Annotated in this window: 16 protein-coding genes; 15 read left to right on the top strand and 1 reads right to left on the bottom strand. The window is 45.4% G+C overall.

The window, feature by feature from the left end; genetic code table 11:
* The first annotated feature begins 9 nt into the window (after window positions 1–9).
* From QHH26_00920 to mqnC, 7 genes are all read left to right on the top strand, one after another.
* Window positions 10–1,110 carry an aldose 1-epimerase family protein gene (locus tag QHH26_00920; GenBank protein MDH7480519.1) on the top strand — a complete coding sequence of 367 codons (1,101 nt, stop codon included), beginning with the start codon at window positions 10–12 and terminating at the stop codon, window positions 1,108–1,110.
* A 92-nt stretch (window positions 1,111–1,202) separates the two neighbouring features.
* On the top strand, window positions 1,203–2,645 hold the full coding sequence (locus QHH26_00925; GenBank protein ID MDH7480520.1) for a menaquinone biosynthesis decarboxylase: 1,443 nt from the start codon (window positions 1,203–1,205) through the stop codon (window positions 2,643–2,645).
* A 2-nt stretch (window positions 2,646–2,647) separates the two neighbouring features.
* Window positions 2,648–3,259, top strand: coding sequence for a flavin prenyltransferase UbiX (locus tag QHH26_00930; GenBank protein ID MDH7480521.1), 612 nt, complete (start codon window positions 2,648–2,650; stop codon window positions 3,257–3,259).
* Entirely contained in the window at window positions 3,256–4,143 is an 888-nt protein-coding gene (locus QHH26_00935) for a UbiA-like polyprenyltransferase (protein MDH7480522.1), read from the top strand. The genes QHH26_00930 and QHH26_00935 overlap by 4 nt, the downstream gene beginning before the upstream one ends.
* The gene (mqnE, locus tag QHH26_00940; protein MDH7480523.1) at window positions 4,140–5,237 is read left to right on the top strand and encodes an aminofutalosine synthase MqnE; all 1,098 of its coding nucleotides are present in this window, start codon (window positions 4,140–4,142) and stop codon (window positions 5,235–5,237) included. Before QHH26_00935 ends, mqnE begins: the two co-directional genes overlap by 4 nt.
* On the top strand, window positions 5,234–6,031 hold the full coding sequence (locus tag QHH26_00945; GenBank protein ID MDH7480524.1) for a menaquinone biosynthesis protein: 798 nt from the start codon (window positions 5,234–5,236) through the stop codon (window positions 6,029–6,031). The genes mqnE and QHH26_00945 overlap by 4 nt, the downstream gene beginning before the upstream one ends.
* Before the next feature lie 4 nt (window positions 6,032–6,035).
* Window positions 6,036–7,127 carry a cyclic dehypoxanthinyl futalosine synthase gene (gene mqnC, locus QHH26_00950; protein ID MDH7480525.1) on the top strand — a complete coding sequence of 364 codons (1,092 nt, stop codon included), beginning with the start codon at window positions 6,036–6,038 and terminating at the stop codon, window positions 7,125–7,127.
* Here the strand turns inward: mqnC and QHH26_00955 are convergent.
* Entirely contained in the window at window positions 7,124–9,913 is a 2,790-nt protein-coding gene (locus QHH26_00955; GenBank protein MDH7480526.1) for a hypothetical protein, read from the bottom strand. The genes mqnC and QHH26_00955 overlap by 4 nt on opposite strands.
* A gap of 420 nt (window positions 9,914–10,333) precedes the next feature.
* Between QHH26_00955 and QHH26_00960 the strand changes: the two genes are divergently transcribed.
* From QHH26_00960 to QHH26_00995, 8 genes are read left to right on the top strand one after another with little or no spacing between them, the layout of a single operon-like run.
* Complete coding sequence (locus tag QHH26_00960; protein MDH7480527.1) at window positions 10,334–11,167, top strand: ABC transporter permease; 834 nt, start codon at window positions 10,334–10,336, stop codon at window positions 11,165–11,167.
* A 5-nt stretch (window positions 11,168–11,172) separates the two neighbouring features.
* Complete coding sequence (locus QHH26_00965; GenBank protein ID MDH7480528.1) at window positions 11,173–12,483, top strand: ABC transporter ATP-binding protein; 1,311 nt, start codon at window positions 11,173–11,175, stop codon at window positions 12,481–12,483.
* Window positions 12,484–12,518: 35 nt separating this feature from the next.
* A complete protein-coding gene (locus tag QHH26_00970; GenBank protein ID MDH7480529.1) occupies window positions 12,519–13,538 on the top strand; it encodes a DegT/DnrJ/EryC1/StrS family aminotransferase in 1,020 nt (339 codons plus the stop codon).
* The gene (locus QHH26_00975) at window positions 13,535–14,440 is read left to right on the top strand and encodes a peptidoglycan bridge formation glycyltransferase FemA/FemB family protein (GenBank protein ID MDH7480530.1); all 906 of its coding nucleotides are present in this window, start codon (window positions 13,535–13,537) and stop codon (window positions 14,438–14,440) included. Before QHH26_00970 ends, QHH26_00975 begins: the two co-directional genes overlap by 4 nt.
* A gap of 37 nt (window positions 14,441–14,477) precedes the next feature.
* The gene (locus QHH26_00980; GenBank protein ID MDH7480531.1) at window positions 14,478–15,005 is read left to right on the top strand and encodes a GNAT family protein; all 528 of its coding nucleotides are present in this window, start codon (window positions 14,478–14,480) and stop codon (window positions 15,003–15,005) included.
* 10 nt (window positions 15,006–15,015) lie between these two features.
* Window positions 15,016–16,230: an aminotransferase class I/II-fold pyridoxal phosphate-dependent enzyme gene (locus tag QHH26_00985; GenBank protein ID MDH7480532.1), complete on the top strand. Its 1,215-nt coding sequence runs from the start codon at window positions 15,016–15,018 to the stop codon at window positions 16,228–16,230.
* Between the two features lie 32 nt (window positions 16,231–16,262).
* A complete protein-coding gene (locus QHH26_00990; GenBank protein ID MDH7480533.1) occupies window positions 16,263–17,216 on the top strand; it encodes a glycosyltransferase in 954 nt (317 codons plus the stop codon).
* The gene (locus QHH26_00995) at window positions 17,213–18,397 is read left to right on the top strand and encodes a glycosyltransferase (protein MDH7480534.1); all 1,185 of its coding nucleotides are present in this window, start codon (window positions 17,213–17,215) and stop codon (window positions 18,395–18,397) included. The genes QHH26_00990 and QHH26_00995 overlap by 4 nt, the downstream gene beginning before the upstream one ends.
* Window position 18,398 lies beyond the last annotated feature (1 nt).

An 18,398-nucleotide genomic window follows, 5' to 3' on the forward strand; every position in this document is an offset into this window, starting at 1 on the left:
GTATTAGGAATGGCAAAGCTCTTTGGAACCGAATATACCCGTGAGCAGTTGCTTGCAAGAGTTGGTGATATCTCACAAATTGGTGGAGTGCGCTCTATCATGCTAAATGATGGTGCCGAACGTGGCGTTCGAGCGGTTGAGTTTCGCACTGGCACAGGATTCAACTTCAACGTGCTTGTAGACAGGGGATTGGATATCTCAACTGCCGAGTACAAAGGGAGGCCTCTTGCGTGGAGATCGTCCACGGGGGACACTTCACCAGCCTACTTTGAAGAGCCTGGCTTCGGGTGGCTTAGAAGTTTCTATGGTGGTTTGGTTGTCACGTGTGGGTTAACATACGCGGGTGCTCCTTGCGTTGACAAGGGTAAGCCGCTTGGTCTCCATGGCCGCGTATCAAATATTCCGGCATCTAATGTATACGCCGACGGCGAATGGAATGGTGATGATTATATTATGTGGGTTCAAGGCCGAGTTCGTGAAACTTCGGTGTTTGGCGAAAATATCGAAATGATGCGCCGAATATCAGCTGTTTTGGGCGAATCTAGGCTCAGAATCCATGATATGGTGCGTAATCTTGGCCATCAAAAGACTGAACACATGATGCTTTATCATATAAACCTTGGTTTCCCCGTTGTTGACGCGGGTAGCAAGTTGATTGCACCAGTTATAAGTTACCAACCTAGAGATGCTGATGCAGAGGTGGAGAAAGAACTTTACGCAAGTTTTCCTCCTCCCACTCCAGGTTTCAAGGAGCGGGTATACTACCTTGATATAGCTGAGGGAGCTGACGGAACTGTTGGTGTTGCTTTGGTTAATCCAAACTTTGATGGAGGACGTGGGTTTGGCGTTTATGTTAGATACTTTAAGCGTGAACTCCCAAGGTTTGCTGAATGGAAAATGAATGCCGAAGATACGTATGTCGTGGGGCTTGAACCAGCAAACTGCGCAGTGGAGGGGCGTGCGAAAGAGCGTGAGCGCGGAACCCTTCAGTTCCTCCAGCCGGGCGAAGTGCGTGAGTATCACCTAGAAATTGGCGTATTGGATTCTCAGGAACAGATTGAACAATTCGAAGAAGAAGCAAACACCATCTTTGCCCGGCGGAAGGAATAATCTTGTAGCAATATTCTAAATTAGAGTTGTTCGATACAGCCGCATTCCACATGTGCTTAATCTTCAAAAATGCATGTGGATTGGTAACTTCGATGGCATATAAGGACCTGCATGATTTCGTTGAACACCTGCAAAAGATAGGTCAGTTAAGGCGCATCCTCGTTCCGATAAGTACCGACCTTGAAATTACGGAGGTCGCCGACCGTGTAATGTGTGAGGGTGGCCCGGCGTTAATTTTTGAGAAGCCTCTGGGTTACGATATCCCCGTGCTCATTAATGCTTTTGGAACGGAGCAGCGAATGTGCGCTGCTTTGGGTGTAGCAAACTTGGATGATATAGGATATGAGATTGCCGACCTTCTTCAGCCAGAAGTTCCTGAAACCCTCCTCGGAAAGTTAATGATGATTCCTAAATATGGCAAGCTCGCATCCTATGCACCAAAAATTGTAAAGTCAGGCATTTGCCAAGAAGTGGTGCAAACGGACGATGCTTCCTTATATGAGCTGCCAATTTTAAAATGTTGGCCAGGCGATGGAGGGCGTTTTATCACCCTTCCCATGGTTTTTTCGGTTGACCCATATACTGGTGTTCGCAATGTCGGAATGTATCGCATGCATGTCTATGACGAGCGAACAACTGGGATGCACTGGCATCCAAACAAAGTGGGCGCAAAGCACTATGCGGAGTATGAACGGCTGGGACGACGCATGGAAATAGCCGTGGCGCTTGGCGGCGACCCGGCGCTTACTTATGCAGCAACAGCACCGCTTCCAGATAATTTTGATGAAATGCTCTTTGCAGGTTTCCTTCGCAAGAAGGCAGTGGAAATGGTCCAATGCAAAACAGTTAACATCCAAGTTCCGGCAGATGCTGAAATAATTATAGAAGGCTACGTAGAACCAGGCGAAAGAAGAATGGAAGGGCCGTTTGGAGATCACACTGGCTACTACTCTCTCCAGGCTGAGTTTCCAGTTTTTCATGTAACGTGCATCACGCGACGGAAAAACGCTATATACCCAGCAACAATAGTTGGTAAGCCGCCCAAAGAAGATTGTTTCATGGCAAAGGCAACAGAGCGCATATTCCTTCCGCTAATTCGTCTCCAAGTTCCAGAAATTGTTGATATGAATCTCCCAATCGAAGGCGTATTCCACAACTTGGCGGTCGTCTCAATCCGCAAGCAATATCCCGGGCAAGCCAGAAAGGTTATGCATGCGCTCTGGGGAATAGGGCAAATGGCGTTAACAAAGATAATAATAGTTGTGGATGACAACGTAAATGTTCACGACCTCAACGAAGTACTTTGGCGGGTAGGGAATAATATCGATCCTCAAAGAGATATTGAGTTTGTAATGGGCCCAGTTGACATTCTCGACCATGCATCTAGGCTTTTGGGTTATGGAAGCAAGATGGGTATAGATGCTACGAAGAAGCTCCCTGGCGAAGGGTTTGATCGTGAGTGGCCAGATGAAATACAAATGGACCCACAGGTAGTTGCAAAAATAAACAACTTATGGGACCAATTGGGATTGTAACCATGGCAAACGAAAACGAGCGAAAATTAGTGATGGCGATAACGGGTGCAAGTGGTAGCATCTACGCTGTTCGTTTTCTTGAAGCAGTTTTAGAATATTATGAGAAGATTTACCTTACATTGACCGAGAATGCTGCTGCTGTTATTAAAACTGAACTTGGAATTGATTTTCCGACCGATAAAGTAGATGCTCAATCGCTATTAGGTGGATATTACAAGAAAGTCGAAATCTTTTCTCCAACTGACCTTGCCGCTCCTCCTTGCAGTGGGTCGGTAAAACACGAAGGCATGGTAATTATTCCATGTTCGATGGGCACTGTAGGGCGAATTGCTAGCGGTGTTTCAAATGATTTGGTAACGCGCGCGGCGGATGTGTGTCTGAAAGAACGGAGGCCGCTTATCCTTGTGATTCGCGAAACCCCGCTTAACCTAATTCACCTGAGAAACCTCACCGCGCTTGCGGAAGCTGGGGCTACCATACTTCCTGCGGCTCCGGGATTCTACCACAATCCAAAGACAATTGAAGACCTAGTTTCTTTTGTTGTCTGCCGCGTGATGCGTCAATTGGGAATCACACACGTGGCGCTTCCTGAGTGGGAGAGAGCAAGCAAATGAAGTCCCTCGCATTTCGAGGATTGCGAAAGTTAAAGACAATCCTAGAGATGATAAAATTTGAACATACAGTTTTTGCCCTCCCTTTTGCCTTAATAAGCATGGTGCTTGCAGCTGATGGCTTGCCTGAAGGCAGGGTTATTTTCTGGATACTGGTAGCAATGGTTGGAGCGCGTAGTTCAGCAATGGCATTCAATCGCATTGCTGATATTACATACGATAGGTTGAACCCACGCACCGCGGATAGAGCGCTTCCAAGAGGTGTTTTGACTCTTAGCGAAGTATGGTTGTTCACGCTTTTTTCAGCCGCGGCGTTCGTCTTTGCTGCGTATATGCTGAATCCGCTTGCATTTGCACTTTCTCCGGTCGCTCTTATCGTAATCCTAGGATATTCATATACAAAGCGTTTTACTTCGCTTACGCATCTTGTACTTGGTTTAGCGCTTGGAATTGCTCCTGTTGGCGCATGGATTGCTGTTAGAGGTCAGTTTAATCTTGCGCCAATCGTGCTTTCTGCAGCAGTAATGTTTTGGACCGCAGGCTTTGACATAATTTATGCTCTGCAGGATATTGAATTTGATCGGGCACAAGGATTATTTTCAATTCCACGCTTTTTGGGTATTCGTCGGTCGCTCATGGTGTCAAGACTTTTCCATTTTGCTGCAATTACATTGCTTGTTGTATTTGGTGCCGTAATGTCTCTTGGGGAGGCGTATTATGTCGGGACTGCAGCGGCAGCAGCGTTATTAATATATGAGCAGAGCCTTGTAAAACCGCATGATATCAGCAAAGTTAATATAGCTTTCTTCAATACTAATGGTTTGGTTAGCATTGGACTTCTGATATTCACAGTGCTTGATCTCCTAATTAGAAAGGGCATGCTGTGAGAAGATTGGCACTTAAATCTGACATTGGCGACATTGTTGAAAAAGTAGAGCAGGGGGTGCGCCTCAGCTTCGACGACGGTGTGCGGTTACTAAAATCTAGCAATCTTCCTGTAATCGGCTGGATGGCAGATATCGTGCGGCGGCGGCTAAACGGAAATCGAACCTACTATGTTGTCAATCGCCATATCAATTACACGAATGTTTGCAAGAACCGCTGCCGCTTCTGTGCATTCTCGAAAAGCGAAAGCGAGCCCGGAGCATATACACTTACAATTGAGGAGGTAATAGAAAAGGCTGAGGTTGCCAAACGCGAAGTTGATTTTACTGAATTGCACATAGTTGGTGGCCTCCATCCCAGCTTGCCTTTTGATTACTACCTGACGATGCTTTCTGAGCTAAAAAAGCGAATGCCGGATGTTCATCTGCAAGCATTTACTGCAGTTGAGGTTGAGCATTTCTCGCGTATATCTGGATTGAGTGTAAGGGATGTTCTAATAAAACTTCGTAATGCTGGGCTTGGGTCGCTTCCTGGGGGTGGGGCCGAGGTGTTTTCGCCACGTGTGCGGGCTCAGTTATGTGCTGAGAAGCTGCCCGCAGAGGGATGGCTTGGTGTAATGCGAACTGCGCATGAACTAGGAATTAAAAGCAATGCAACCATGCTTTATCATCATGTTGAAACACCAGAAGAAACAATCGACCATTTGATGCGCCTTCGAGAACTTCAAGACGAGACCTCTGGATTTCTGGCATTTATACCTCTTTCATTCCATCCAAAAGGTACTGAGCTTGAGCATCAAAGCAAGCGGTCGTCGGGCGTTGAGGACCTAAAAATCATAGCAGTGTCGCGCTTGATGCTCGATAACTTCCCGCATATTAAGGTTTTCTGGATTATGTTTGGGTTAAAACTTGCCCAAGTTGCTCTGAGCTTCGGAGCTGATGACTTCGACGGCACTGTTGTTGAGGAAAAAATCACTCATTCGGCTGGCGCTGAAACCCCTGAGGGACTGTCGGTGGCCGAAATTACGCGGCTAATCTCCGAGACAGACACGGTTCCTGTGGAGCGTGATACGCTTTACAATGAGGTAAGGCATTGAAATTTAGGCTAGGAACAATTCCATATTTAAATGGCAAACCTCTTACAAATGGTTTGGATTTTGAATCGAAGATTGAACTTGTTGTTGATGTTCCATCCAGGTTGGCAGATATGCTCAGGGAACATGAAATTGCTGCGGGATTGGTGTCATCGGTTGCTTGCTTTATGAATCCAAACCTGCAAATCGTACCTCAAATAAGTATTTCATGTCGCGGAATAGCAGAAAGTGTCAAGATTTTCTACAAGAATAAAATCGAGAAAGCCAGGAAGGTTGCACTCGACACAAGCTCGCTTACATCTGTCTTGCTTGCGAAGGTTATACTACGTGAACGATATAATCTGACGCCCCAATTTATACCAATGCGGCCACAGGTGGATGAAATGCTGAGTGTTTGTGATGCGGCAGTAGTCATTGGCGATACAACGATGAAAGTTCCGCCAGGACGTTGGGCTGAGATAGACTTGGGTTCAGAATGGTTTTCGCTAACCCGTCTCCCTTTTGTATTTGCTGTTTGGGCTGTCAATCCTGAAATGGCGTCATCAGAGCTAACAAAAATCCTGCAGAGAGCTAAGCGGAATGGGCTTGATGCACTGAGCACAATCGCTGAATCGGAATCTCGGAGACTAGGGCTGTCTTATGAGCAATGCTATCATTACCTCAGTGAGATTATGGATTATAATCTTACTAGGGAACATCTGGAGTCTTTAGAGGTTTTCCGGGGGAAAATTCGCCAGCTGGGAGTGAATATTACCTCAGTTCCAATAAAGCTTTTTGGTGACGCAACGGAGCTCTAACCATATGAAGGCTGTTCTAGCAATTTTGGATAAGGCAGTTGAGGGAAACAGAATTAGCTGCGAAGAGGGAAATCTTCTTTTTGAGAAGGCTTCTCTTGCAGAACTGGGTTTAGCTGCCGATGCGGTTTGCAGGCGAATGCATCCGGAACCATACAGGACTTATGTTTGCGATCGAAACATCAATTACACAAATATTTGTGTATCGAAATGCAAGTTTTGCGCTTTTTTTCGGGGTGCTGATTCACCAGATTCTTATTTGCTCTCCGAAGATGAAATCCACAGAAAAATTGCGGAGGCAGTTGAACTAGGTGCGACCCAAATCCTTATGCAAGGTGGATTGCACCCAGCGCTAAAGATTGAATACTACGAGTCGCTCGTCCGCAGGATAAAGGAGCGATTCAATATCCACTTGCATTCCTTTTCTCCACCAGAGATTGTGCACATAGCGCGGATTTCGGATATAAGCATTGAAGAAACCATTCGCCGCCTTAAGGATGCTGGCTTAGATTCGCTTCCAGGCGGCGGGGCTGAAATACTAGCGGATTGTCCCAGAGCTTTGGTAAGCCCCAATAAGTGCACTGCTGATGAGTGGATTAAGGTGATGGAAACAGCCCAGCTGCTTGGCATGCCTACGACAGCTACAATGATGTTTGGCCATATCGAGACATATGCCAACCGAATCGAGCATTTGGCAAAAATCCGCAATTTGCAAGACCGAACTGGCGGTTTTACAGCATTTATTCCGTGGACATTTCAACCATTGAACACCGCCTTGAATGGCTCAGGTGTAGGTGGTCATGACTATCTTCGGACCCTCGCAATTTCTCGTCTGTTTTTGGATAATTTTATTAACATTCAAGCGTCATGGGTTACGCAAGGGTTAAAAATTGGACAAGTTGCACTGTTTTTCGGTGCAAATGATCTTGGTGGCACCATGATTGAAGAAAATGTTGTGGCTGCGGCAGGTGTTAACTTTCGGGTAACCGAGGATGAGATTCGGTCGGCAATTCAAGAAGCTGGCTTTATACCTTGCAAAAGAGATACGTATTATCGTCTTCTCGAAAAACCACCGAATATTCTTCATAAAAACGCTTAGGGTGCAAGGATAGCTATATCTGTAGGCGCACGGGCACGAACTACTCGCTTTAAGGTTTCGCCTTCTTTTTCAAGATTACTAATGCCTGTAACTGCTACTAGCATTCCTATCTCCAAGTTGGTTGTATTAGATACTAGTACCTTTATTCCTGACCGCGTTGCTCCTTCCCTGGGAACGGAACCGTCGGAAATATAAATATGGTCCGAAGCTATTGCTTTAATTCGCCCTGTAGTTGTTATCAATAAGCCAACATTATTCAGACTTATGCTGCCAGTTGCACCGGGGACTATTTCACCGGCGGCTCCCGCCACTGAATAGTTGCACATAAAAATTGGTTCGATGACGGCACCAGCGCCAATAGGTGTTACTTCGGCGTTAGTTATGAACCGTTCCACTTCATTTCCTGCTACTTTCCCTCTGACTTCTACAATATCACCTACGCTTACAGGCGCATTGGACTGTATTTTTATTCCTGCAGCCCTATCGGAATCCTCAATGTAAAATTCATCTTGGAATACTGCTGTAACGATGCCATTTGAAAGATGTACCGGTCTTCCATCTGGCGATCGTCGAGCAGTGCCAATTGTTACGGATTCACAAGGTAGAATGTATATTCCATCAGAAACTCCAGGCAATCCCCAGAGGTTTGAGCCATTGCATGCCTTGACGGAAATGTAATATGTCTCACCTGGCGTAAGGTTTAAATCAGTTAGTTCAATTTGGGTTTCTTCGGTCAGTGTCCAGTCTCTTATATCTGTCGAGCCTGGCGAAGTGCCAACAGCATATTGATAGCATGATATTCCGGATTCAGAATCGGAAGCTGTCCAGGTTGCACGAAGACGAGAAGTGGAGATTTGTTCTACGCCATCGTCGGTGACTGAAGGTGGTGGCGGTGGTGTTAGGTCAGCTATAAGGGCTTCTGAAGATCCAGGGTCGCTCCAGTTACCCTCTGAATACCGAGCTCTTACAGATATATAATAAGTTTCGCCATGGGTTAAATTTGCGTCGGTCAGCACGGCGGAATTTGAGGTTCCGGCAGAAGTCCATTCAAGCGCATCTGTGCTGCCAGGTTGAGTTCCAACGGCATATTGGTATTCATCAATTGCACCTAGTTTCTCGTCTCCTTCCCACTCTGCAACAGACGCATTAGATATATATCCTTTGGGAGCGGTAACAACGGGGGGCGGCGGTGTGCCAGGTTTTAACCATCGGATAGTTATTGTACTGGTAGTCTCTGGTTTTAGAGTAATATAAACTCGCTCTTCTGTTTGATGCTGAGACACTACAGATTCTCCGTAGGCATAAGGTATTCGGTCACCATTAACGCCTACCTTTATCTCATTTAAAACTCCTTCCGGCCTGATTGCGGTAACTGTTACGCTTCCATCGGGGTTAGAGGTATAGAAAATGCGTCCCCCAATGAAGTCCCGAAGCCTGCGGACAAGGTCTTCTGTGGGTATAAACTTCGCGCCTTGGTCAACCATATATGCAATACCGGCTCTAACGAGATCCGCTAGAGGGACGCCATCAGTGTAGTAGTTGCTGTCTGGTGCGAACTCTAAATCGTGGATAAAGCCGTATGTGTATAAGCCGTATTTTAGGTTTGCTTGGTAAACTTTTCTCAGTTCGTCATAGTAGTTGTATCCATATAGCCAAAGTGTGATGTCGTCTGGCATCGTTTGTGATAGGCAAAACGGTACAGTAGTGGATTGCGCGAGAGTTTGAAACCAATGCCTTTTGATTGGAATTCCCTGAAGAATCATGTCTTCGCCAGAGGGGAGCTTGCAGTTCCTGGGGTCGGCACCGCGGGCTCCAAAAAGTATACCTGTGGGGTAGAGCTGTTCAATCTGTTGTAAAGTAGGATTCATCATTCCTGAAAAATTAAAGTAGTCAATCGTTCTAGGAATTAGTGTTCGTTGGTCGGCAACGGCGCTTATGACTTCGACATAAATATCGCGCGGCGTCCAATCCCAATGGTGCGATCTGGAATGTGAGCCAATGCTGAAAAGTGGACTAATGTTATTCCATTTCTCGATTGATTCAGGGGTTAGAAAATTATAAACAAGTAGCGCTGTCATTTTTATATTGTACTGGGTTGCTATTTGTTCCAAAGCATCAATTGCGGGCAGATTGTTTGTGAGATCAGCATGGATTTCAATGGATACGATTGGAGTGCCTTCTATACGGTCATTTGCAAATCCTATTGGAGGACGATTTCCATAACGAAGATAGTTTGCAATCTTCCCATAGTCTAACAAATGCAAGGTATGGTCACTATAACCATCTATGGCTCCTCCTTGTGGGTAAAGGAATCCAACTGCATGTTCCCCAAACTTTACGGTCATATCGGGTTGGGTAGTAAAAAGAAATGTGTTGAATTGAGTAGGCGGCAGAGAGACCGCAGTAACGACTGGGTCTTTCTCTATCATCGGTGGCACAGTAGGTGTACCAGATAGCGATTGAAGGCCACCATCTTGCACGTCGAAAAGATTTAAGCCAAATCTTATGTATTCCCGAAGTACTCCTTCCGTTGAAAAACGCATGTACGGCAGTTCGCCGTTTATAAATATCTTTCGACCTTCGGATAATGCAGCTTGGCATTTTGCATAAACTTCGCTGACTGTTGTGGGTGATGTATGACCGCTGAGGAAGATTATGTCATGGTCGCCTAAATCCATATTTACAAATCTGCCATATGTGACTACATCAAATGGTAATCCTGCTCCGACAAGGTCGGCTATTATGAATTCGCCATTATAAATTGGTGATGCCCATTGCTCGGGCAAATATTGCTCCGTTGTAACTACCAATACTCGCTGTGCATTAAGCGCGATTGGAGTTAGGCTACATAAAATGAGGAGTAATACAAGACTTGCTAATTTCCGATTATAGTACCTACTCAGACTAGGCCTCCCGCTGGTTTAATTTTCAATTGATATTCCCACATTGAAAAATAGGGAAACATTGAATAAGCAAGTAATTGACGCCTTTTGGTTGTTGTTAGGCTCCAATCAAAATGCTTACCCATTTGTTTTAAAAGTAGCAGTTAATGGATAGAAAACATTTAAAATTCGCTTTGCAATATATGTTTTGTGTAGTAAAGGCTAGGGGTAAAGGTTTATAAGCACACCAAGCGTACTTCTCTGGGCATTGTTTGTTACCGCAAGGCCATTGCAAGCAAAGTTCTAATTCGGTTGGAGTAAACTTTGACTCATAAGTTCCAGCATACACTGGTAATTGAGGCGGGACGTGAAGAGCACCATTATTGGGCTGACCTATGGCGCTACCGGGAGCTTTTCTTTTTTTTATCGTGGCGAGATGTTCTTGTTAGGTACAAGCAAACGGTAATAGGAGTTGCTTGGAGTGTACTTAGACCAGTTTTGACAATGGTTGTTTTCTCTATAATTTTTGGGAAACTTGCTAAACTGCCTTCCGGGGGCGTGCCATATCCAATTCTCGTTTTTACCGCCATGCTACCATGGCAGTTGTTTGCTGGTTCACTCAATGATTGCAGCGGGAGTGTAGTTGCGAGTGCTGGCTTAATCACAAAAGTTTACTTTCCGCGTGTAATAATTCCTGCAAGCACAGTAATTGTAAACCTTATCGATTTCTTTCTTTCATTCGTGATTCTTTGCTTTTTAATGGTTTTCTACCATTTTATTCCTAGTTGGCGAATAATTGTTCTGCCAGCTTTCCTAGCTCTGGCGGTGCTCTCAGCCTTTGGTGTTGGATTGTGGGCGTCGGCTCTAAATGTGAAGTACCGTGATTTTCGGTACATTGTCCCATTCCTTACGCAGATGGGTTTATATATTTCACCTGTTGGCTTCAGCAGCAATATCATTCCTGAAAAATGGAGACTGCTGTATTCAGCCAACCCTATGGTTGGAGTAATAGATGGTTTCCGATGGGCAATCATTGGGGGTGATGTTAATCTTTACTGGCCAGGTTTTGTACTTTCTGTGGCTTTGACATTACTTGTTTTGTTTACCGGGCTTCGTCATTTTAGAAAAATGGAACGAGATTTTGCAGATATCATTTGAAAATTATGGATAGCATCGTAAAAGTAGAAGGACTTGGAAAGAAATATGTTTTAGGCCGCCGGATGCCGGACAGGGAAAGTTACGACACCCTTCGCGATATCATTTGGGATGCGGCACGGAAGGCGCTTTGCCGTTTAAATGGACGCACCCCAAAGCAAGATGGGCTTTCGAATGAATTATGGGCACTTAAAGATGTCAATTTTGAAGTCGGGCAGGGTGAGAGGCTTGGGGTTGTCGGACGAAATGGTGCCGGTAAATCCACCCTACTCAAAATCGTCAGTCGAATCACTCGCCCTACCACTGGGAAGATTACAATACATGGGCGAGTTGCAAGCTTATTGGAGGTTGGCACTGGCTTTCATCCTGAACTAACTGGTCGGGAAAATATCTTTCTCAACGGAGCAATTCTCGGCATGGGCAGGGCCGAGATAAAGCGAAAATTTGATGACATTGTTGAATTTTCTGAAATCGAAAGGTTCCTTGATACACCAGTCAAAAGATACTCCTCAGGAATGTACGTTCGCCTTGCGTTTGCCGTTGCTGCTCACCTTGACCCAGAAATCCTGCTTGTGGATGAGGTCTTAGCGGTTGGTGATATTGCCTTCCAGAAGAAATGCCTGGGCAAAATGGGTGAAGTGACAACAAGTGGACGTACAGTAATCTTCGTGAGTCACAACATGGCAGCAGTGCAGAGCCTCTGTGGAAGAGCCATTTGGTTGGACCACGGCCGAATAGCTGAAATTGGAGAGGCGTCAAAAGTCGTGGCAGATTACCTCCAAGCAGATGCAACTTTCCTAACCGAACAGGTTTGGGATGATATTTCGACTGCCCCAGGAAATGACAAGGTGCGAATTTGCCGTGCTTGTGTGCGGGCTGAGAACGGAGGCGGACAAATAACCGTTCATACGCCTTTCAGACTTGAGTTTGATTACTGGAACCTCGAACCTGATGCACGTATTCACCTTTGTCTGCATATCTATAATGCACAAGGGGTCCTGGTGATAAATCCAGCGCCCGTCAATGAGCCGGTTTGGCATGGGCGGCCGTTCCCGGTAGGTCTTTTCCGCACCATCTGCTGTATACCCGGTGACCTAATGAACGACAACACGTATCGCGTTAACCTCATGGTTGTAAAAGATGGTGGGAAGGTAATCTACACTCATGAGGATATATTAGCTTTCGATATTTTTGATGACCCAGAGACTCGAGGTGAATGGCGGGGCAAGGTCGAAGGAGTAGTGCGCCCTAAACTCGACTGGACAACGGATTTAGTGATTCCAGGGTTGCCATCTCGCGATGCTGCTTCGATTGTATAAGATTGTGATTTCATTTCCAGGGATTTTGGGCTGATATGAGCATAATTGGAGGTATGTTTAGTTTCCCACTTGCTCAAGAACGAAGTTGTCTCCCTCCTTTCATGAAGGATGACAGCATTCTTATGTCAAACGCGCGGTCATGCATAGCGCTGTTAGCTGATTTATTATTGCCAGCTAATATTTGGGTGCCATCGTATTTATGCCACACTATCCTAAGTGGGATAAAAATGCAGAAAGTTCGATTCTTTCCTGTGAACTACGACTTACAACCCGACCATGATGGCTGGATAGATGAAGTAAAAGAAGGCGATTTGGTTATTTTTATTGATTACTTTGGATGGCATTTCAGCACAGAATATATAGTTCGTGCTAAGAGTAGGGGAGCATGGGTTTTAGAGGATGCCTGCCAGGCGTTGCTAACAAATGGTGTCGGAAAGCTGGCGGACTTCGTAGTGTTTAGTCCAAGAAAGTTCTTAGGTATACCCGACGGTGGAATTTTAAACATCAATACACAGGAGATAAGTGTTTCTGATATTCAACTTGAGCGCCCGCCTGCAGATTGGTGGATGAAGTCAGTAACCTCCCTAATACTTAGATGGCAGTTTGACATTTGCGGTGGTTCTCGCGAATGGTACGAACTTTATAAAGAGGTGGAAGCTGAGAATAAAGCCGCACGCTATTCGATGAGCGAACTTTCGAGAGTTCTGTTGATGCATGCTTTCAACTACCAAGAAATCGCCAGACGGCGAATTGAAAACTATCATGTGCTTGCTGAGTATCTTGGTGAGATTGCTATGTTTCCAAATCTCGCAAAAGGCATCGTGCCACTTGGGTTTCCGATAAGGGTCAGAAATCGCGACAGCCTTAGGGAAGCTCTTTTTGCTGAGAATATATATCCGCCTGTTCACTGGCCAATAGCGGGTATTGTTCCGCAAGAATTTCGGGAGAGCCACCGACTAGCTGGCGATATTATGATGATACCATGCGATCAAAGATACAGCGCTGATGATATGAATCGTGTCGCTAGCATAATTAGAAAGGAAGTTTACCGGTGACTGGTTACCTCCATCCGGATTATGCAAAATCACTTTCGGAGTTCGGGGTTCCGCGCGAGCTTCCAGAATGTGGCGCATGGGTTCTAGAGCGGCAGATTCCTGGCACATCCGAGAGAGACGCTATGGGTTGTTATCCGATTTTCCAATGTCGTGATTGGTCAAGCTTAAAAAAGGATATTGAGAACCTAAGGAATGACTTGGTTAGCATAGCACTCGTAGCAGACCCATTTGGTGATTATGATATCTCCTACCTCCAAGAATGCTTTGACATTGTTAAGCCTTTTAAGGAGCACTTTATTGCAGACCTAAGCCAGCCATTAGCCAGTTTTGTTGCAGAGAAGCACCGCTACTGGGCAAGGCGGGCACTCAGAGAGATTAAAGTGGAGTTGTGTGAGGACCCGCTTAAGCATTTGGATGAATGGGTGAAACTCTATGGGGGTCTTGTTGAGCGTGAGAGGCTGACGGGTATAAAAGCATTTTCCAAGAAGTCATTTGCAGACCAATTTAGAGTTCCAGGATTCAAAATGTTTCGGGCGGTATATCAAGGTATTACAGTTGGCCTTCAGACTTACTATGTGCATGGGGATATTGCTTATGGTCATTTGATGTCAATGAGCGAAATAGGCTATAAGACCAGAGCCTCCTATGCAATGACTTGGGCTTCCTTTGAGCATCTGTCCAAGGAAAAAATCCGATGGGTTGATATGGGGGGCGTTCCAGGCGTTTGTGATGGTGCGTCAGAGGGACTTGCTGCTTTCAAGCGAGGTTGGGCATCTGGTACGCGAATGGCTTATTTTTGTGGAGCTATTTTGGCTCCCATTAAATATAGGCAGATTGTTGATGCAAAAGGCATCGCACACACAGATTACTTTCCTGCTTATCGTCTTGGTGAATTTGGGTAGAAAACAAAATAAAAAAACTCTAATTAAGGTGAGCGATGTGTCCGTTTACCTAAGATGCCTTGAGCCTGATGATCTGGAGAGGACTTATAAGTGGCACAATGACCCTAAGCTATATGAGTCTTTGGGCGGCGTGTTTAGGTATGTTAGCAGAGCTAGTGAGGAAGAGTGGCTTCGAAAAGCATCGTCTTATTCTGCTAACGAGGTAAATCTGGCAATTTGCTTGACTAATGGCGGTAGACATATTGGCAATGTCTACCTCAGAAATATTGACTGGGTTTCACGTAGGGCTGAGCTTCATATTTTTATTGGTGAACCGAACGAACGCTCAAATGGGTATGGAACTGCAGCAGTTAATCAGGTGCTCCAGCACGCGTTTCAAGATCTAGGACTCCATAGGGTTTACTTGTTCGTTTTGGCAGACAATAAGCCTGCAATCAGGACATATGAAAAATGCGGGTTTGCAGTAGAAGGCAGGCTTCGACAACATGCGTTCAAGGGCGGTGCATTCAAAGACGTCGTTGTTATGGGAATATGCTCTAATGATTGGGCTTTGAGGAAAGGGTAAGGAGGCGCAAATGAAGTCGCGGGTTGACTCTTTGGCGATTTTTAGCGGTGTCCCGGCATTTAGCGAAAAGCTTCATGTTGGTCGGCCTAATATTGGCAATCGTGAGCGCCTACTAGAACGCATAGGAGAAATGCTAGATAGACGATGGTTAACCAATCATGGACCCTACGTTGAGGAATTCGAGCAAAAGATTGCGGAATTGACAGGCGCAAGGCACTGCATAGCGATGTGTAATGCCACGGTTGCCTTAGAGATAGTTATCAAGGCGCTTGGCTTGAAGGGAGAGGTAATTGTACCTGCTTTTACATTTATAGCTACTGCGCACGCGCTTCAGTGGCAAGAGATTTCCCCCGTCTTTTGTGACATTGACCCGCTGACCCATAACATTAATCCGAATAGGGTAGAGGATATGATCACGCCTCGTACAACAGGCATCATTGGAGTTCACATTTGGGGTAGGCCTTGTGATATTGAGGCCCTTCAGAGCATAGCCGACAAACATAACCTCAGGTTAATTTTCGATGCCGCCCATGCATTCGCTTGCTCATACAATGGCACGATGATTGGCAACTTCGGAGAAGCAGAAGTATTCAGTTTTCATGCCACCAAGTTTTTGAATACCTTTGAGGGTGGTGCGGTTACTACTAACAACGACGAACTTGCTAATAAAATTCGACTTATGAAAAATTTCGGGTTTGCTGGGTATGATAATGTGATTTATATTGGCACGAATGGCAAGATGAGCGAAATATCGGCAGCTATGGGCTTAACATCGCTTGAGAGTATGGAAGAAGTTATAGCTATTAATAAGCGTAATTATTTGTTGTATCAGCGACAGCTTGCTGGAATTCCTGGAGTAACCATGGTTACCTATGATGAGTCGGAAAAATGCAATTACCAGTACATCGTGCTGGAAATCAACGAGGGACAAGCAGGAATAGATAGAGACCTTCTTGTGAGAATTTTACATGCGGAAAACGTCATCGCACGCCGCTACTTTTATCCTGGTTGCCACCGAATGGAGCCTTATAAGTCGTATTTCCCGCACGCTGGACTTGTGCTGCCAGAGACGGAAAAATTATGCCGGAGAGTGCTTCTTCTCCCAACTGGAACTGCTGTTGGGCCAAAAGAGATTGCCAAGGTATGCGAGATCATCCAGACTGCTGTAATAAACGGGGGAGAGATTAAGGAGCGTTTGTTAGGGGAATTTGTCATGGCTGCCTGATACGAGGCGGAAATTACAACTTTGGTGTTGATATGCGTTTAAGCGTTTTAATGATTACTTATAATCATGCGAAATACATCAGGAAGGCAATTGATAGCGTGCTTTCTCAAGAGACAAATTTCGACTTTGAAATTGTAGTTGGCGATGATTGCTCAACCGATGGGACGCGAGAAATAATCAATGAATACATCCAAAGGTATCCCAACAAAATGGTGGCGCCTTGTGCCGAGCGAAATATCGGTGCAAACAGGAACTTTACTCGTTCTTTGGTAATTTGCAGAGGTCAATATATAGCTTTATTGGATGGCGATGACTACTGGACGTCGCCTAGAAAACTGCAAACTCAGGTTGATTACTTAGATAGCCATCCGGAGTATATCATGTGCTTTCATGATGTTGAGAACATTTTTGAGGATTGTACCGGTTCCCCAGTTTATATCCAAAACGAGCGACCTGAGACGATGGATATCGAGGATATTTTAAAGGACAATTTCATCCCCACGTCATCCGTAGTTTTTAGGAATGGCTTCATTCGGCAATTCCCAGACTGGTATTGTGACCTGCCGTTTGGTGATTGGCCATTTTTTATCATTCTCTCTCAATTTGGAAAAATTGGCTACATCAATCAGACTATGGGTGCTTATCGCAGACGAACTGAGGCGGCCACAGCAGGTGGCGCGGCAAAGTTCGGTCCCAAGGGTGAGCTATTTCTTCAAGGTGAGCTGAAAATCTATAGGTTACTGGATAACTATTTTCACGGCAGATATAGGTCCATAATTCGGCCCGCAGTTTCAAGAAGATACTATTTGTTATCAACCCATTTTGAGAAGATTGGCAACCTATCCAAAGCCAAGAAGTATGCTCTTTATAGATTGGCAACTAGATCATTCAACGATGGTGAAGAGAATATATTGAAGCATCTTTTTCGCCTTTACATGCCAGGAGTATATGGCTTTATAAAGGCTCTGCGGAGTGCAATGTCATGAGAATCTTGTATTTAAGCCATATTCTGCCTGTTTCGGAGACAACTGGAGACCTAAGGCACTACCGCTTTCTAAAGGGATTAGCCAGAAAAAATTTGGTGCGGCTATTAGTGTGTACGAGCCAAATTACTTGGACAAGCGAGGATATTCGGCGACTTGAGGATTTCGTTAACGGAATCGAGGTCATCCAGTTGAAGCCGCCATGTGCTTCAAAAGTAACTAGGTTTACGAATCGAATGCTTTGGTCTTTGTCGTTTAATGTGGAACCTTGGTGGCTTGATTATGATTTTGAAAAGGCATTAATACGTTCAATCGAAAATTTCCAGCCGGACGTTATACATGCTAATATGCCCACTGCGAGGCACTGTTTTAGAATTAAGGGAATCCCTATGGTGGTTGACATCTGCGACGCAGTGTCGCTTCAGTCGCCTTTACATGGTGGTTGGCTAAGGTCACGGTGGTGGCTGAAGGGCTATCGGGAGATGGAGGTATTCATTGGTTCGTTTGCAGATAAGGTGTTGGTAATTTCTGAGCGAGATGCAGCGGCGATTAACTGCCCTCGTAGAAAAATAGCCGTTGTGCCAAATGGTGTTGACCTGGAATATTACCAACCATGTGAGAAAATGTATGACAGGCATATGGTGTGCTTTGTAGGTGCAATGGATTACCTTCCTAACGTAGATGCCGCTGTATATTTTGCAAGTAAGGTATGGCCATTAGTGCGCGAAGTGTCCCCATCTGCAAAGGCTTACATTGTTGGGAAGAATCCTTTGCCTGTGGTTCAGAAACTTCACGGTCGGAACGGCATTGTCGTTACCGGCACTGTAGATGATGTCCGTCCTTATATCTGGCGGTGTGCTACAACGGTTGCTCCTTTGAGATTTGCTTCTGGAATGCAGAATAAAGTGCTTCAGTCTTTGGCAATGGGTGTTCCGGTGGTAATGACGCCGGCCGCGAATGGCGGAATTGGGGCTTGCGAGGAGAACGGAGTTATTGTTACGTCGGACCCTAATGGAATGGCGGAGGCAATAGTTTGCCTTATGCGTGATAGTAAGCGTCGAAAAACGCTAGGCATGCTCGGCAGGCACTATGTGGAGAAGAACTTTACTTGGGAACGATCTATTGACTCTTTGGAGGCGGTTTACCACGAAGTGCTTGGAAACCGTGCTGCCATGGTTGCCTGAA

The sequence above is a fragment of the Armatimonadota bacterium genome (assembly GCA_029907255.1).
Taxonomy (GTDB): Bacteria; Armatimonadota; UBA5829; order DTJY01; family DTJY01; genus JAIMAU01.

Bases quoted from the DNA above. Each gene is read 5' to 3' on its own strand.
- QHH26_00925 (MDH7480520.1), top strand. From the start codon at position 1,203: ATGGCATATAAGGACCTGCATGATTTCGTTGAACACCTGCAAAAGATA.
- QHH26_00920 (MDH7480519.1), top strand. From the start codon at position 10: ATGGCAAAGCTCTTTGGAACCGAATATACCCGTGAGCAGTTGCTTGCA.
- QHH26_00930 (MDH7480521.1), top strand. From the start codon at position 2,648: ATGGCAAACGAAAACGAGCGAAAATTAGTGATGGCGATAACGGGTGCA.
- QHH26_00990 (MDH7480533.1), top strand. From the start codon at position 16,263: ATGCGTTTAAGCGTTTTAATGATTACTTATAATCATGCGAAATACATC.
- QHH26_00965 (MDH7480528.1), top strand. From the start codon at position 11,173: ATGGATAGCATCGTAAAAGTAGAAGGACTTGGAAAGAAATATGTTTTA.
- QHH26_00935 (MDH7480522.1), top strand. From the start codon at position 3,256: ATGAAGTCCCTCGCATTTCGAGGATTGCGAAAGTTAAAGACAATCCTA.
- QHH26_00970 (MDH7480529.1), top strand. From the start codon at position 12,519: ATGAGCATAATTGGAGGTATGTTTAGTTTCCCACTTGCTCAAGAACGA.
- QHH26_00985 (MDH7480532.1), top strand. From the start codon at position 15,016: ATGAAGTCGCGGGTTGACTCTTTGGCGATTTTTAGCGGTGTCCCGGCA.
- mqnC (MDH7480525.1), top strand. From the start codon at position 6,036: ATGAAGGCTGTTCTAGCAATTTTGGATAAGGCAGTTGAGGGAAACAGA.
- QHH26_00995 (MDH7480534.1), top strand. From the start codon at position 17,213: ATGAGAATCTTGTATTTAAGCCATATTCTGCCTGTTTCGGAGACAACT.